Raw genomic sequence first — 14,959 nt, 5'->3', positions numbered from 1 at the left:
CAGCGCGGCTACGCGGGAGGCGGAGCCACCTCGGGCCAGCGCCGCGGTCCCGTCCCGGCCTCACCGAGTGAGTCGTCTGGGTTCTGCAGCGAGCAGTTCTTGAGGCTCAGGCAGCCGCAGCCGATGCAGCCGTCGAGGTCGTTGCGCAGGTGCTGCAGGGCGGCGATGCGCTCGTCGAGCTGGGCGCGCCACCCGGCCGAGAGCCGCGCCCAGTCGCGCTTGGTCGGGGTGCGGCCGTCCGGAAGCGAGTCGAGGGCGGCCCTGATGTCGGCCAGCGACATGCCGACACGCTGTGACGTGCGGATGAACGCGACGCGTCTGAGTGTGTCTCGGCGATAGCGGCGTTGATTGCCGCCCGTCCGCTCGGCTGTGATGAGCCCGTTTCGTTCATAGAAGTGCAGGGCGGATGCTGTGACGCCGCTGCGTTTCGACAGCTCGCCGATCGTCAGGTCGTGGTGCTTTCCTCCGGGAAGCTGCGGCATGACTCGGATCCCTTCCACTGTGCTTGACCTCAACCATAGTTGAGGTTCTACGGTTGTACATGTGACAGGCGGGGAAACGGTCGACGAGAACCATGGTGCGATCGGGATCCTGAAAAGAAGATATCGCTGGGTGACGACGGGAACGGTCGCGCTCGTTTTCTTCTCGGCGTTCGAATCCCTGGCCATCACGACCGTCATGCCCGTCGTGAGTGCTGACCTCGGGGGCGACGCGCTCTATGCGCTCGCCTTCGCCGGTCCGCTCGCGACGGGCATTATCGGCATGGTCGGGGCTGGAAGCTGGGCCGATAGGCGCGGACCCGTTCTCTCTCTATACGCCTCGGTCACCCTGTTCACCATCGGATTGCTCGTTGCCGGTGTGGCTGGTTCGATGGCGGTCTTTGTCTTGGGACGGCTGCTGCAGGGCTTTGGGGGAGGTGGGCTGACTGTTGCAGTCTACGTCGTCGTCGCCCGCGTATTTCCGGCCGAACTGCATCCGAGGATCTTCGCTGCATTCGCGGCGGCTTGGGTGGTGCCCTCGCTCGTTGGGCCGTTCGTCGCTGGAGCAGTCGCCGAGATCTTCAGTTGGCATTGGGTGTTTCTCGGCGTCGTCGCGCTTGTCTGCCTGGCGCTGTCCATGGTGATTCCCGCGCTGCGATCACTTGATCGGCCGCGTGTGGAAACGACACCGATCCCCTGGGCTCGACTAGGGTTCGCAGGCCTTGCCGCGGGCGGTGTGCTCGGGGTGAGCCTTCTCGGAACTGCGCCGGTTATTGGCTGGTTTCTCGCAACGGGCTTTGGTGCACTGGCGATCGCGTCAGCAACACGTCTGATGCCTCGCGGCGCGCTGAGAGCGGCACGAGGGCTTCCGGCAGTAATCAGTCTGCGTGGCCTCGCCTCAGCGGCATTCATCGGCGCCGAGGTGTATGTGCCCTATCTGCTCACGCGGGAATTCGGATTCAGCCCAAGCATCGCAGGACTCGCGCTCACTCTCGCCGCACTGAGCTGGTCGGGAGGCTCTGTTGTCCAGGGCCGCATCGGGTCGCGGGTGCCGAGCGTCGTTTTTGCCCGCGTCGGAACGCTGCTCATCGTCACGTCAATGGCGGTTGCTTGCATCACGGCAGCTCTTCACTTGCCCCCGTTGTTGATCATCATCGGCTGGGCGGTAGGTGGTGCAGGCATGGGTCTTGTCTATCCGAGGTCGTCCGTATTGGTGCTTGCATACTCGACGGTTCGCGAGCAGGGCTTCAACAGCTCGGCCATCTCGATAGCTGACTCGTTAGGAGGTGCCCTCTCGCTGGCGCTCACGGGACTTGTCTTCGCCGTCTTTACCTCGGGCGCGATGGCGTTTGCAGCCGTTTTCGCCCTCACCGCGGCAGTTGCGGTGGGAGCCGCCTGCGCGGCGCCGCGAGTCGCGGCATCCGTTGACGAGTCTTCTCACCTCACGCCCGACATCGGCTGACACGCCTCAATAGAGCCGGGGAGAAACGTCGGGAGAATTGACACCGCTCGATGCTCAACCTAGTATCGGTGGCGTACTCGGAATACGCTTTCCCAAACTCATCGACGAGAACGAGGTAGTGGCAATGGCGGCTCTATCGACGCAACCCGGCACAGAAATGATGGCTCTTTCAGAACAGAAGTCTGAGCCAGGAGCGTTCGCACGCTGGTGGAGCCGGAGCTGGCATCCCATCGTGTTCGTCGTCGCGCTTGCGGTTGTCTGGTGGGTGGTGACGGAGGCCGGATGGGTCAAGCCGTACATCATCCCCTCGCCGGTCGACACATGGGCGGCTTTTGCCGACAATGCTGCTTATCTGGCTCAGCACACGTGGGTCACGACATACGAGACAGTTGTTGGGTTCGTCATCGCCATTGTGATCGGACTCGCGGTCGCGGTGGTGATGGTTTATTCGGGTGGCCTCGAGAAGACGCTCTATCCCGTGATCCTGTTCGCCCAGGTTGTTCCGAAGATCGCCATCGCCCCACTCTTTATCGTGTGGCTTGGGTTTGGGGCGAGCCCGAAGATCCTCGTCGCTGTGCTCATGGCGTTCTTCCCCGTCGTGATCTCTGGCCTTTCGGGCCTGCGGTCGGCAGATCCGGACGTTCTTCAACTCGCGTCCACCATGGGTGCCGGGCGCTTTAAGACGTTCATCAAGGTCCGGCTTCCTGCTGCGCTCCCCGAGCTTCTGTCGGGTTTTAAAGTTGCCGCGACGCTCGCTGTCACCGGCGCGGTGGTCGGAGAATTCGTCGGCGCGAATGAAGGGCTCGGCTACGTGATCCTTCAAGCCAACGGAAACCTTGATACGGCGATGCTTTTTGCCGCACTCATCATCATGTCGCTCATGGGTGTTCTTCTCTTCGGACTCATCCAAGTCGCCGAGCGATTCCTCATCCCGTGGCATTCGTCGAAGCGAGACCTCGGCGCCACCACAGTTCGACTTTGAATACTCACAAACCAAGAAAAGGGGCTTTCGATGAAGAAGTCAAAAGCAGCACTAACAGCAATTGCCGGGATCGCCGCATCAGCACTCGCGCTCACCGGGTGCAGCGGGTCCGGCGACGCCGAGTCGTCCGGGGGCGGTGAGGGCACGACCGAAGTCACGCTCATGCTCAACTGGTACCCGTATGGGGAGCACGCGCCGTTCTACTACGGCGTCGAGCAGGGGATCTTCGAAGAGCATGGAATCGACCTCACCATCAAGGCCGGTCAAGGGTCCACAAAGACGGCACAGGCTGTTGGCCAGAAGCAAGTGGACTTCGGCTGGGCCGACACCCCTGCTGTGCTGGCCAACATTGACAAGGGCGTGCCGATCAAGAGCGTCGGAGTGTTTCTCCAGACAACGCCGTCGGCCGTACAGGTCTTTGCCGATTCGGGAATTGAATCGCCGGAGGATCTGAAGGGCAAGACGATTGCTGTCTCGGCAGGTGATGCTCCAACGACGACCTTCCCCGCCTATCTCGAAGCAGTGGGCCTCTCTGAGGGGGACGTGAAGCAACAGAACCTCGATGCGGCAGGCAAGATGGCTGCCATGCTCTCGGGAAAGGTCGATGGACTCATCGGTTTCGCGCACGACCAGGGCCCAACAATCGCTGAGGAGAGCGGCAAGGACGTCCGCTACCTTCGCTATTCAGATGCGGGGCTGAACTTCTTCAGCAACGGGCTCGTCGCACCGACGGACACGATTTCGAGCGATCCAGACCTGGTATCCGCCATGGTCGCAGCAACCTCAGAGGCTTTCGAAGCGGCTACCGATGATCCCGAATCAGCCGTCGCCTCGATGGAGGGCAAGGATCCCCAGCTGCCCAGCCAGGACGTGCTCCTCAATCAGTGGAATGAGACGATCAAGCTGCTCCACACGAATGCGACAGAGGGCGACGCCCCCGGGGTCAATGCAGAGGAGGACTGGGAGTCGACGATCGAGGTCCTCACGGACGCCGGGCTCATCGACGGCGGTGGTGACGTCGAAGGCTACTTCGATGCGTCATTCTCACCGGGGAAGTGACCATGACGCTCCTCACACCGGAAGGAAGTCCAATGGCGAAGCAAGGTACAGACTCGCAGATTGTCTCGATCGCTGATATGGCTGTGACGTTTGCCTCTAAGCGCGGACGTGTCAACGCGCTCGACGGCATTGATCTCGATGTTCAGAAAGGTGAGTTCATCGCGATTGCGGGACCATCCGGCTGCGGCAAATCGACGCTGCTCAAGGCCGTCGCCGGCCTGACTAAGCCGAGTCATGGCGAGATCCAGCTCCGCGGTAGTCGGGTTGACGCTCCTCGGCAGGACATCGGATACGTCTTCCAACGAGCTGCTCTTCTGGACTGGCGTAGCGTGCGCGGAAACATCCTGATCCAAGCTGAGATGCGAGGAATGGACATGCGTGCCGCGAACGAACGCACAGATCAACTGATTGAGATGACGGGGCTTGGTGGGTTCGAGAAGGCGTTGCCGCACGAATTGTCGGGAGGTATGCAGCAGCGTGTCTCTCTGTGCCGTGCGTTATTGCACGAGCCGGATGTGCTGCTCATGGACGAGCCATTTGGTGCCCTCGATGCCTTGACACGCGAGAAGATGAACGTTGAGCTCAACCGCATTTGGCGTGAGACGAACACGACTGTTCTGCTGGTGACCCACTCGGTGGCCGAAGCCGTATACCTGGCGACCAGGGTGGTCGTGATGAGTGCGCGGCCGGGACGCATCGTTGAAGAGCACACCGTCGATCTCGCCCCGGAGCGTGATTACGCGAGTGTGCTCGAGACCGGGGAGTTCCACCGGGTTTCCAGTCGCGTCCGCGAGCTCCTCGGATCAACAGCTACCGCAGACTGAGCACCCGAAATCTGTGACTGCGGATGCCGGGGGTCGATGTGACGTTGTCACATCGGCCCCCGGCATCGTAGATTTGATCCGCAGGATCGCGTGATGAGGGGGCCCATGGCTACAGACGACGTACGACGTCGCGCTCCCAATATGCGAGACGTCGCCCGAGCCGCGGGCGTCAGCCATCAGACCGTGTCGCGTGTCATCAACGATCACCCGAGCCTGCGCGATGAGACGAAGCAGCGCGTCCTTGAGGTGATGACCGAGCTCAACTATCGCCCAAACCGCGCAGCGCGTGCACTCGTGACGAGCAGATCGCGCACGATCGGGATCCTCGCATCGCACCGATCTGAATACGGCCCGGCTACGATGATCAAGGCCGTGGAGATCGCAGCGAAAGACAGCGGATACTTTGCAAGCACGGTGAACCTCGGCGGCTCAGACGACGACGAGATCCGTGCCGGTCTCGACCACCTCATGAATCAGGCGGTGGATGGCATCGTGATCGTCGCCCCGCAGGTGCGCGTACTCAATACGCTCAGCCTGCTTCCGCTTGGCGTGCCGTATGTGGCGGTCCATCAGCGAGCAGAAGCTGGCCGACACGTGATTGCCGTTGACCAGGTCTTGGGCGCCCGGCTGGCGACGAGGCATCTGGTCGAACTGGGGCATCGACGCATCGCCCACGTGGCGGGACCGCAGGACTGGATCGAGGCCGAGGCGCGCACACGCGGGTTCGTCGAAGAGATGGCAGCACATGGCATCACCACTGAAGCGCCCCTGATCGGCGACTGGTCGTCAGACTTCGGCTACAGCGTGGGGCGCCGGCTGCGGGAGGATCCCCGTGTGACAGCCGTGTTCTCCAGCAACGACCAGATGGCACTCGGCTTGATCCACGCGCTCCGCGAGGGAGGCCTCGACGTTCCGGGCGATCTGTCGATTGTCGGGTTCGACGACATTCCGGAAGCACGGCACTTCTGGCCCCCGCTCACCACAGTGAGCCAGGACTTCACCGAGGTGGGGCGGCGCGCCGTGGCCCGTCTCATCAACGACATCGATGACTCCGCGGGCGCGCCCGTCGAGACGATCGAACCGCGTCTGATCGTGCGGCAGTCAACGGCACAGCTCTGATGGCGCGCCTGCAAATCGTGCTCGGCGGACTGCCCGACGCGCTCCCCGGCTATCGCTTCACTCCCGGCGGCGCGCCGAGCCCGCATCAGAGCATCGCCGAGAATGTCATGCTCGGTCATGAGCCGACGCGCTTCGGCCTCATTCGGCGCCGGGAGCTTGAGGCGCAGGCGATCGAATGCCTGGATGCTGTCGGGTGGCGCGGCGATGTCCGGGCGCCGGCGAACACCCTCGACGTCGTCGACGCGCGCCTGGTGCAGCTCGCGCGGGCCGTGGCGCTGGCCAGGCAGGGCGAGGAGCCAGCAGTGCTGGTGGACGACACGCACGAGGAGCTTGTGCTCGCTGACAGCATCCGGTGGCAACATGCCCTGGTCGAGGCCTCGCGTCGGATCCCGCTGGTGGTAGCGCTGACAACGCTCGATGGTTTACATCCGGATGTCGACGAGGTGCTCGTGGCCGATCACGAACGCCTGCGGGGGCCGTTCGAACCGACGGATGCTGCCGGTCTCAGCGCTGCGCTCGGGATCAGCGACTCCATAGCTCCCGTGACTTCCCGCCCGGCAGGGGACGTTCTGCTTGACGTGCGCGAGGTCACCGTCCGCCACCCGGTGCGGGCGGATCGCCCGGTGTTCGAGAACATCTCGTTCGAGGCGCGCGCTGGCCGGGTGCTCGCTCTGGCGGGAACACACGCGCATGAGCTGCTGGCGAGCCTGAGCGGGCGCGGCTACGGCGAGATCGTCTCGGGGAGCGTCACCGTCGCCGGAACCGACATTGTGGGGCTGTCCCGCGAAGCGGCCCTCGAGCACGGAGCGGTGTTCACGACCGAGCACCCCCTGAGCTACGAGGTGGGGTTCATTGGTGGTCTCCCGAGTCGTGTCTCGGCGGAGCGCCTGCGCACCCTCTCGCGCACCGGGGTGATCGACGCCGGCCGCGAGTACCGCCCGGTGTCGACGGCGTCACTGCTGCAGGCTGTTGGCGTCGGCAGGCCGCCGTCGAGGGACCAGTTCGAGGGGATGCTGGAGAGCCTCGTCACCGGACCAGCCCGTGTGGTGCTGATCGCTGAGCCGCTTCTCGGGCTCGGCCCCGATGATCGCGCAGCACGGATCGAGTTGGTCTCGCGGATCGCCGGCGCAGGCGCGGCCGTCGTCATCTCCGCGGGGCCCCATGACGCCGCGGCGCTCGCCGATGGGGCTCTGGCGGTTGTTCACGGCCGCGTGCGGGCAGCGCTCGCGGCGGGCGACCTGACCGGGCCGCGCCTCGAGCGCATTCTGACGCTTTGACCCTGCCATGTGCTGAGCGAGCAGGGGGCGCTCTGGCGGCGCCATGCATTGAGCGGACGGGGGAAGTGCTGACGATCGTTTGTTAGCGATGTGGGGTTTAGAACGCTCACATTTCAGGAGCATCGGGCTTCTCGCCGCGGAACCCCATAGTTCAGCACGTTACCGATTCGTGATGTTGAATGCTTGTCACATGTGAATTGTGAGCGCTAACATTCTGGCAGGTGCTCAGGCGAACTGCGACTGGTGCCGGAGCGGCCAAATCGGTCGCGGCTGAACAAGGAGGTTTAGTGTGAAGAAGTTTGTGACCGGACTCGCGGCGGCCGGCGCCATGCTGCTCGCCCTGACCGGGTGTTCCGCAGGAGCATCCGGTGGCGATGGCGGCGAGAAGGCTCCGGAGGACCTGATCGTCGGCTTCGCTCAGGTGGGAGCCGAGAGCGGATGGCGCACGGCGAACACGAAGGACGTCAAACGCGCATTTGAAGAAGCGGGAATCGAGCTGAAGTTCTCTGATGCCCAGCAGAAGCAGGAGAACCAGATCAAGGCGATCCGCTCGTACATTCAGCAGGGTGTTGACGTGATCGCGTTCTCCCCTGTCGTCGAGTCGGGCTGGGACGCCGTGCTCCAAGAGGCGAAGGACGCCGGTATTCCGGTGATCCTCACCGACCGGGCCGTTGATTCTGAAGATGACTCGCTGTACGAGACATTCCTCGGCAGTGATTTCGTCGAAGAGGGCAAAAAGGCAGGGGAGTGGCTCGTCGAGGAGTATGCGGATTCCGATGACCCCGTGAAGATCATCCAGCTCGAAGGAACGACGGGTGCCGCTCCGGCGATCGATCGTGCCGAAGGCTTCGCTGATGTGATCAAGGACGACTCCAAGTTCGAGATCGTCGCCTCGCAGACCGGTGACTTCACACGCGCCGGAGGCAAGCAGGTCACCGAAGCGCTCCTCAAGTCGAACTCCGACGTCGATGTGATCTACTCGCACAACGACGACATGGGACTGGGAGCCATCGAAGCAATCGAAGAGGCCGGGCTCACGCCGGGCGAGGACATCAAGATCATCACCGTCGATGCGGTGAAAGACGGGATGACCGCGCTGGCCGAGGGAAAGATCAACTTCATCGTTGAGTGCAACCCGCTGCTCGGAGACCAGCTCGTCGAGCTCGTCAAGAAGGTCGCTGCCGGTGAGGACGTCGAGAAGCGCGTTGTCACCGAAGAGACGACATTCACCCAGGAAGAGGCGAAGGAAGCCCTTCCCGACCGCAAGTACTGATCACACCGTGCCGGGCCCCGACGGGGCCCGGCACACAGTGTTATCAGAGGAGATAACGCGATGTCCACAACGGCTCCCATCGTCGAGATGACCAACATCTCGATCACCTTTCCCGGCGTTAAGGCGCTGGACGACGTCAGCTTCCGTATGTTCCCCGGCGAAGTGCATTCGCTCATGGGTGAGAACGGGGCAGGGAAATCAACGCTCATCAAGGCGCTTACCGGCGTGTATCGCCCGGACTCGGGGACGACGCTTCTCGACGGGCGCCCCGTCACCTTCGCCTCGACGGCGGCTGCGCAGGATGCGGGAATCTCGACGGTGTACCAAGAAGTGAACCTGCTTCCCAACCTCACCGTCACCGAGAATATCGTGCTGGGGCGCGAACCGCGCCGAGCTGGTCGCATTGACTGGGCGGCCTGCCGAGCGCACGCGGCCGAGGTGTTGACGCGCATGGGTATCGACATCGACCCGGGCTCGCTTCTCAGTTCGCACTCGCTCGCGGTGCAGCAGCTCGTCGCGATTGCTCGGGCGACAAGCATCAACGCCACGGTTCTGATCCTCGACGAACCGACGTCCAGCCTCGACGCTGATGAGGTCAAAGAACTCTTCCGCATCATCCGGAAGCTGAAGGACGACGGTGTCGCGATTCTCTTCGTTTCGCACTTTCTCGACCAGGTTTACGAGATCTCCGACCGACTGACCGTGTTGCGTAACGGACGGTTCGAGGGGGAGTACCTCACGAACGAACTCCTGAGGATCGACCTTGTGCAGAAAATGATCGGCAAAGAGATCACAGTTCTCGATGCTCTCGAAAAGCGGTCGTCCGATGACGCCGAGGACACGCAGGAATCGGACATCCCCGCGATCATCGAGGCCCAGGGCCTCGGCCGGCGAGGTGCCGTCCACCCGGCGGACATCAGCGTCCTCGAGGGCGAAGTCGTCGGCTTCGCCGGTCTTCTGGGTTCCGGCCGCAGCGAACTTGCCCGGCTCCTGACCGGCATCGACAGGTCGGATTCGGGAACCATCAGCTTTGCGGGGTCGCCCGTCAAATTCCGGACCCCGCGTCGGGCGCTGTCCGATCGCGTCGTTTACGCCAGCGAAGATCGCAGGGCCGAGGGGATCCTCGGCGAACTCAGCATCCGTGACAATATCATTCTGGCCCTGCAGGCCGACCGTGGCTGGTTCCGCCCGCTCTCGGCCAAGCGCCGCAACGAACTCGTCGACAGCTATATCAGCACACTCGGAATCAAGCCGGCGAATCCGGATGCTCTCGTGCGCACCCTCTCCGGTGGAAACCAGCAGAAGGTGCTGCTCGCTCGATGGCTGGCGATCGCGCCGCGATTGCTCGTCCTCGACGAACCCACACGGGGCATCGACGTCGGGGCGAAGGCCGAAATTCAGAAGCTCGTCGTCAACCTGGCCGAGAACGGCATGGGCGTGATCTATATCTCGGCCGAGCTTGACGAAGTTCTTCGCCTCAGCCACCGGGTCGCTGTGATGCGCGACCGTCGCCTCGTCGCGGTTCTCGACAATGACACTCTCACGACCGACGACGTCCTCGCCGTGATCGCCGAGGGACAGGACCTGGAGGACGCATCATGACACTGCTCAAGCGCATCACCTCGTCGAAGCTGTTCTGGCCGATCGCGATGCTCCTGGCACTGTTGGTGATCGACGTCATTGCTTTTCCCGGGTTCTTCACGATTCAGATTCGCGAGGGTGCCCTGTACGGCAGCGTCATCGATATTCTGCGCAATGGCTCACCGACCCTGATGATCGCGATCGGCATGACCCTTGTGATTGCGACACAGGGCATTGACCTGTCTGTCGGTTCCGTCTGTGCGATTGCCGGAGCAGTCGCCGCCGCGATCATTCTTGGGTCGCCGAACCCGGACAGCGTGGGAACCACCATCGTGGCGATCGGGACGGCCATCGCCGTGTCGCTCGTTCTGGGCATCTGGAACGGCGCACTGGTGGCGGTGATCGGCATCCAGCCGATTGTGGCGACGCTGATTCTGATGACCGCGGGGCGCGGAATTGCGATGCTCATCACGAAGGGGCAGATCATCACCGTGTCGAGTGACGCCTTTCGTTACCTCGGCTCCGGGGTGATCTTCGGCGTGCCGTTTGCTGTCGTCGCGGCGGCAGTGACCGTCGCATTCGCCGGCCTGCTCACACGCCGAACCGCGTTGGGCCTGTTCATCGAATCGACAGGCATCAATGCGCGGGCAAGCCGCATGGCCGGTATCAGGGCACGTGGTCTGCTCATTCTCGTCTACGTGTTCTGCGCGCTGTGCTCCGCCGTAGCCGGTCTGATTCTCACGAGTAGTCAGACGGCTGCAGACGCCAACAACACGGGTCTGTTCATCGAACTCGATGCGATTCTCGCTGTTGTGATCGGCGGAACATCGTTGATGGGCGGGCGCTATTCGCTCTGGGGAACGGTCGTCGGCGCGCTGGTCATTCAGACGCTCGTCACGACCGTCTACACCGTCGGCATCCCACCGATCGTGACGATGGTCTTCAAAGCCGCTGTCGTTGCTGCCGTGTGTCTTCTGCAATCGCCGAAGACCGCCGAATACCTGAACGCCTGGCGACGACGCCGGGTCCTGCGCACGGAGGTGGCCGCATCATGACGCTCACTCGCACACAGCCCGAGTCCACGCCAGGAACGATCGCGCGTTCCGCACGTGGTCTCCACAGCATCCGGGATGTCTTCACGAACCCCAAGTACGGTCCGGTGATCGTGACGGGGTTGCTGCTTGTCGGCATGTTCATTTACGGCATGTCGCAGTACCGCGGTTTCACGAACCCGCAAATCGTCGTGAACCTGCTGATCGACAACGCCCACCTCGTGGTTCTCGCCGTTGGCATGACGTTCGTGATTCTGACGGCGGGCATCGACCTCTCCGTGGGTGCCGTGCTCGCCCTGGCAACGATGATGACGGCGTCGATGGCACAATCGGGGCTCCCTGCCGGGGTCATCATTCCGCTGATTCTCGTGTCGACAACAGTTCTCGGTCTGCTCGTTGGCGTGATGGTGCATTACTTCGACATTCAGCCGTTCATCGCGACGCTCGCGGCGATGTTCCTGGCGCGTGGGCTCTGTTATGTGATCAGCGCCAAGTCGATATCGATCGAGGCACCCTTCTTCACGATGATGGGCCAGACCCGGCTGCGCGTCTTCGGCCTCAGCATCACCCCGAGCGTGATCGTCGCCGTCCTGGTCGTGATCATCGCCGTGATCCTGCTGCGGTACACGCGGTTCGGACGCACGGTGTACGCCATCGGTGGTTCGGAGGCATCGAGCACGCTGATGGGGCTTCCTGTCGCGCGCACCAAGGTGCTCGTCTACGCGATCTCGGGCTTCTGCTCCGGCCTGGCCGGTGTGCTCTACACGTTCTACACGCTCTCCGGGTATGCCCTCACTGCGGTCGGAACCGAGCTCGATGCGATCGCGGCCGTGGTCATCGGCGGAACCTTGCTCACCGGGGGCTATGGGTCGGTTCTCGGTTCGGTTCTCGGCGTGCTCGTGCTTGGCACAATCCAAACGCTGATCACCTTCGACGGAACACTCACCTCGTGGTGGACGAAGATCTTCATCGGCGCGCTGCTTCTCATCTTCATCGTGCTGCAGAAGGTTCTGACCCTCAGACGTGGCTGACACACAGATCACGGGCCGGGCGATGCGAGCATGGGGCGGATGCTGTCGCCCGGCGCGATATTCTGGGCATGCGCACGAGCCTGCGGGCTCCGGGGACTTGTGCAGCAGCCCATTCGATGAGGGGACGTCAGACAGGTGGTAGTCGCAGACGACGGCAAGAACCGGCCTGTCACCATCTTCGATGTCGCGCGCCTGGCCGGAGTCTCGCACCAGACGGTCTCGCGCGTGCTCAACGACCTGCCGAACGTGCGGGCGTCGACCCGTGAGCGGGTTGAGAAGGCGATTGCGCAGCTGCGCTACACGCCGTCTCAGGCCGCCCGGGCTCTCGTCACACGGCGCTCGCGCACGCTCGGCCTCATCCAGACGGGCGGGCCGGACTACGGGCCGTCGAGCACACTGCTCTATTTCAACGAGGCAGCACGCGAAGCGCGTTACGCCGTGAGCATTGCCAGCATGCTGGAAGCGGATGCTGGGGCGCTGCGCTCCGCAGCCGAACTCCTGCTTCGACAGAACGTCGAAGCCCTCGTGCTCATTGCGGCGACAGCCAGCGATGTCGCCTCGCTGGCGCACGAGGAACTCGGCGTCCCCCTCATCGTCGTCGCTCCGCACGCGGAGGGTCGGGCAGCATCCGTGGCGATCGACCACTATGCGGGGGCGCGCACGGCCGTTGCGCATCTCGCAGAGCTCGGTCATTCAGATATTCGCCACGTCTCCGGACCGGCGCAGTCTCTCGAAGCGCGCGAGCGGATCAGGGGGTGGCGAGACGAACTCTCGGCTCGCGGACTCGTCGCCAACGAGATTCTGACGGGGGACTGGTCTCCCGCGAGCGGGTACCAGTACGGGCGATCACTAGGCGAGTCGACAGCGACGGCGGCATTCGTCGCCAACGATCAGATGGCGCTCGGTGTGATCCATGGTCTCCGCGACAGCGGGCGGGAAGTTCCCGCGGATTTCTCGATCGTCGGGTTCGATGACATTCCCGAGGCCGCGCACTTCTCGCCGCCTCTGTCAACGGTGCGCCAGGACTTCGTCAGCCTCGGCCACGATGTGATGGCCATGGTGCTCGCCCAGCTTGACGACGAAGCCGCGGCACCGCGGGCAGCTATCGTGCCGGATCTCGTCGAACGAGACTCGACGAGGCGCGTCCCGCACCCCTGAGGCGGTCGCCGGTCAGGCGTGCACCCACACTTCGGTTCCCACCTGCGCGAAGTAATACATCTGCTTCGCGGCCTCGATCGTCATGTTCACGCAGCCGTGGCTCATCATGGCTCCGGCACCGAAGTTGTGGTGCCAGTACGTGCCGTGGAAGCCCTGGTCTCCGTTGAAGTACGAGATCCAGGGGACGTCCTCGGTGCAGTAGTCATAGCCAGGAACACAGCCCATGTCCTGAATGGTGAGCTGCGCGTATACCGTGAAGTGTCCCTCATCGGTCGGCGTCCCCGGTTTGCCGATTGCGACGGGGAACGTTGAGACGACCTTGTCGTTCTCATACATGATGACCTGGCCGGCGCTCTTGTCGACCTCGACCTTGCGGAACAGCTCGATCGTCTCGGACTCATCGGTCGTCACATCGAGCTGATACACGCTGTTACCCGAGGCGAGCTGCTCGGCGTAGGCAGCGGCAACGCCGTCCGTGCTGTCAAGCTTCCAGCCGTCCTGTCCCTCCTGGATGGTGCGCAGGTGGGTTCCCGCCGAGTTCGTCACGACCTTCTCGTCGACGGCCGGGCGGTTGACCTTTTCGGGAAGACCGGCGACGACTTCTTCGATGGCCGCCTGATCGGCGTAGACATGTACGGCATCGTCGACGTTCTCGACCGTGAGCCACGAGGCGACGGTGGCTGGCTTGACGCCGACGACTTTGGAGTCGCCGATGTAGAAGCCTGCCGAGGCGAGCATCGTGTTGAGCGTTTCGGCCTCGTGCTGCGCCGACGTCGTGGTAATTGCGGGTTCAACGTCATTGAACGTCGCGGTCACCGCGATGTCGTCGGAGTTGGAGTGTGAGTCGCTACTGAGAACCGACGACAGGTCGGCGGCGAACGCGTCGAAATCGAGGCCGGTGCCGGCCACAGCATCCACGACCGTGTAGGCGATGGCCTCGGAGTCGAAGGCGATCGAGGCGTTCTCGGGCATCGTGAAGATCTCGGGAGCGGCCTCGCGTAGGGCCGAAAGTGCCGTGTCTTCGTCGACCTTGATCGTGACGGGAACGGGGCCGGAGTTCCACGTCGTCACGTTCCACAGCGGCCGTGCGTCGTGTGCGGCGCTGGCCACGGATGCTGCGTCGACGCTCACGCCGAGGTCGGCACCGGTCAGCGTCACGCTGCCGTCATCGCTTGTGATCGTGATGTCGCTCGCGGCCAGCTGCTCAGACACTGCTTCAGCGGCGAGGTCCGCGGTGTGCCAGCCGACTGTCGTCCCCGCGGCACTGACACCGGGGGCAATCAGAACGACAGAACTCACGGCTGCAACAGCAACGATGAGGGCGCCGGGAATGCCGAAGCCGAGTCCCAGGCGCAGCCCACGGCGCTTGCGCCGCGTCTTCTTCGCGTCGTCGATCGACTGAGCTGTCGTGCCCTTGCTCGTCGAAGTTGTCATGGCCCATCCCCCCAGAGGCGCGCCGAATGCGCGCGCAGCTGCACTCCTATGGTAATGGAGCGCATGTCACAACCGGAATATTCCAGATCACAAAGTGAAAACAATCAGAGTGCCCGTGTGGTCCTCTGGTGTCTGTGTTCGGAGCGCCCGACGGTGAGCATGACCGGTGATTGACGTTTTGTAAAGATCCTTCGGACACACGGCGTCATATCGAAGAAACATTGCGAC

The 14,959-nt window shown here is 63.2% G+C and carries 13 protein-coding genes; 11 read left to right on the top strand and 2 right to left on the bottom strand.

Features of this window, described 5'->3' with window-relative positions:
- Positions 1-8: 8 nt before the first annotated feature.
- On the bottom strand, positions 9-482 hold the full coding sequence (gene soxR, locus OK352_RS00255) for a redox-sensitive transcriptional activator SoxR (RefSeq protein WP_265139391.1): 474 nt from the start codon (positions 480-482) through the stop codon (positions 9-11).
- 61 nt (positions 483-543) lie between these two features.
- Here soxR and OK352_RS00250 point away from each other — a divergent pair, with 61 nt between their 5' ends.
- From OK352_RS00250 to OK352_RS00200, 11 genes are all read left to right on the top strand, one after another.
- The gene (locus OK352_RS00250) at positions 544-1,941 is read left to right on the top strand and encodes an MFS transporter (RefSeq protein WP_265139390.1); all 1,398 of its coding nucleotides are present in this window, start codon (positions 544-546) and stop codon (positions 1,939-1,941) included.
- A 160-nt stretch (positions 1,942-2,101) separates the two neighbouring features.
- Complete coding sequence (locus OK352_RS00245) at positions 2,102-2,923, top strand: ABC transporter permease (RefSeq protein WP_265139389.1); 822 nt, start codon at positions 2,102-2,104, stop codon at positions 2,921-2,923.
- 30 nt (positions 2,924-2,953) lie between these two features.
- Positions 2,954-3,982 carry an ABC transporter substrate-binding protein gene (locus OK352_RS00240; RefSeq protein ID WP_265139388.1) on the top strand — a complete coding sequence of 343 codons (1,029 nt, stop codon included), beginning with the start codon at positions 2,954-2,956 and terminating at the stop codon, positions 3,980-3,982.
- A 32-nt stretch (positions 3,983-4,014) separates the two neighbouring features.
- Positions 4,015-4,806 carry an ABC transporter ATP-binding protein gene (locus OK352_RS00235; RefSeq protein WP_265139387.1) on the top strand — a complete coding sequence of 264 codons (792 nt, stop codon included), beginning with the start codon at positions 4,015-4,017 and terminating at the stop codon, positions 4,804-4,806.
- Positions 4,807-4,911: 105 nt separating this feature from the next.
- On the top strand, positions 4,912-5,925 hold the full coding sequence (locus OK352_RS00230; protein WP_265139386.1) for a LacI family DNA-binding transcriptional regulator: 1,014 nt from the start codon (positions 4,912-4,914) through the stop codon (positions 5,923-5,925).
- Positions 5,925-7,202, top strand: a complete 1,278-nt coding sequence (locus OK352_RS00225) for a sugar ABC transporter ATP-binding protein (RefSeq protein ID WP_265139385.1) — start codon at positions 5,925-5,927, stop codon at positions 7,200-7,202. The genes OK352_RS00230 and OK352_RS00225 overlap by 1 nt, the downstream gene beginning before the upstream one ends.
- A 289-nt stretch (positions 7,203-7,491) precedes the next feature.
- Positions 7,492-8,475, top strand: coding sequence for an ABC transporter substrate-binding protein (locus OK352_RS00220; RefSeq protein WP_265139384.1), 984 nt, complete (start codon positions 7,492-7,494; stop codon positions 8,473-8,475).
- A 60-nt stretch (positions 8,476-8,535) separates the two neighbouring features.
- Positions 8,536-10,077 (top strand): sugar ABC transporter ATP-binding protein, encoded by a 1,542-nt coding sequence (locus tag OK352_RS00215; protein ID WP_265139383.1) that lies wholly within the window; start codon positions 8,536-8,538, stop codon positions 10,075-10,077.
- Positions 10,074-11,111, top strand: coding sequence for an ABC transporter permease (locus tag OK352_RS00210; RefSeq protein WP_265139382.1), 1,038 nt, complete (start codon positions 10,074-10,076; stop codon positions 11,109-11,111). The genes OK352_RS00215 and OK352_RS00210 overlap by 4 nt, the downstream gene beginning before the upstream one ends.
- Positions 11,108-12,139 carry a galactofuranose ABC transporter, permease protein YjfF gene (gene yjfF / locus OK352_RS00205; RefSeq protein WP_265139381.1) on the top strand — a complete coding sequence of 344 codons (1,032 nt, stop codon included), beginning with the start codon at positions 11,108-11,110 and terminating at the stop codon, positions 12,137-12,139. Before OK352_RS00210 ends, yjfF begins: the two co-directional genes overlap by 4 nt.
- Positions 12,140-12,274: 135 nt before the next feature.
- Positions 12,275-13,297 (top strand): LacI family DNA-binding transcriptional regulator, encoded by a 1,023-nt coding sequence (locus OK352_RS00200; RefSeq protein ID WP_265139380.1) that lies wholly within the window; start codon positions 12,275-12,277, stop codon positions 13,295-13,297.
- Positions 13,298-13,309: 12 nt separating this feature from the next.
- On the opposite strand, the gene OK352_RS00195 is transcribed toward OK352_RS00200, so the two are convergent.
- A complete protein-coding gene (locus OK352_RS00195) occupies positions 13,310-14,731 on the bottom strand; it encodes a L,D-transpeptidase family protein (protein ID WP_265139379.1) in 1,422 nt (473 codons plus the stop codon).
- Positions 14,732-14,959 lie beyond the last annotated feature (228 nt).

Origin of the sequence: Microbacterium sp. MPKO10, assembly GCF_026107415.2 — a bacterium.
Classification (GTDB): Bacteria; Actinomycetota; Actinomycetes; order Actinomycetales; family Microbacteriaceae; genus Paramicrobacterium.
Note: the sequence above shows the minus strand (reverse complement) of the source record. Positions and strands in the feature narration are given on the sequence as shown.

Coding starts and splice junctions, on each gene's coding strand:
- OK352_RS00245 (WP_265139389.1), top strand. CDS start 2,102: ATGGCTCTTTCAGAACAGAAGTCTGAGCCAGGAGCGTTCGCACGCTGG.
- OK352_RS00215 (WP_265139383.1), top strand. CDS start 8,536: ATGTCCACAACGGCTCCCATCGTCGAGATGACCAACATCTCGATCACC.
- soxR (WP_265139391.1), bottom strand. CDS start 482: ATGCCGCAGCTTCCCGGAGGAAAGCACCACGACCTGACGATCGGCGAG.
- OK352_RS00240 (WP_265139388.1), top strand. CDS start 2,954: ATGAAGAAGTCAAAAGCAGCACTAACAGCAATTGCCGGGATCGCCGCA.
- OK352_RS00195 (WP_265139379.1), bottom strand. CDS start 14,731: ATGACAACTTCGACGAGCAAGGGCACGACAGCTCAGTCGATCGACGAC.
- OK352_RS00235 (WP_265139387.1), top strand. CDS start 4,015: ATGGCGAAGCAAGGTACAGACTCGCAGATTGTCTCGATCGCTGATATG.
- OK352_RS00225 (WP_265139385.1), top strand. CDS start 5,925: ATGGCGCGCCTGCAAATCGTGCTCGGCGGACTGCCCGACGCGCTCCCC.
- yjfF (WP_265139381.1), top strand. CDS start 11,108: ATGACGCTCACTCGCACACAGCCCGAGTCCACGCCAGGAACGATCGCG.
- OK352_RS00230 (WP_265139386.1), top strand. CDS start 4,912: ATGGCTACAGACGACGTACGACGTCGCGCTCCCAATATGCGAGACGTC.
- OK352_RS00210 (WP_265139382.1), top strand. CDS start 10,074: ATGACACTGCTCAAGCGCATCACCTCGTCGAAGCTGTTCTGGCCGATC.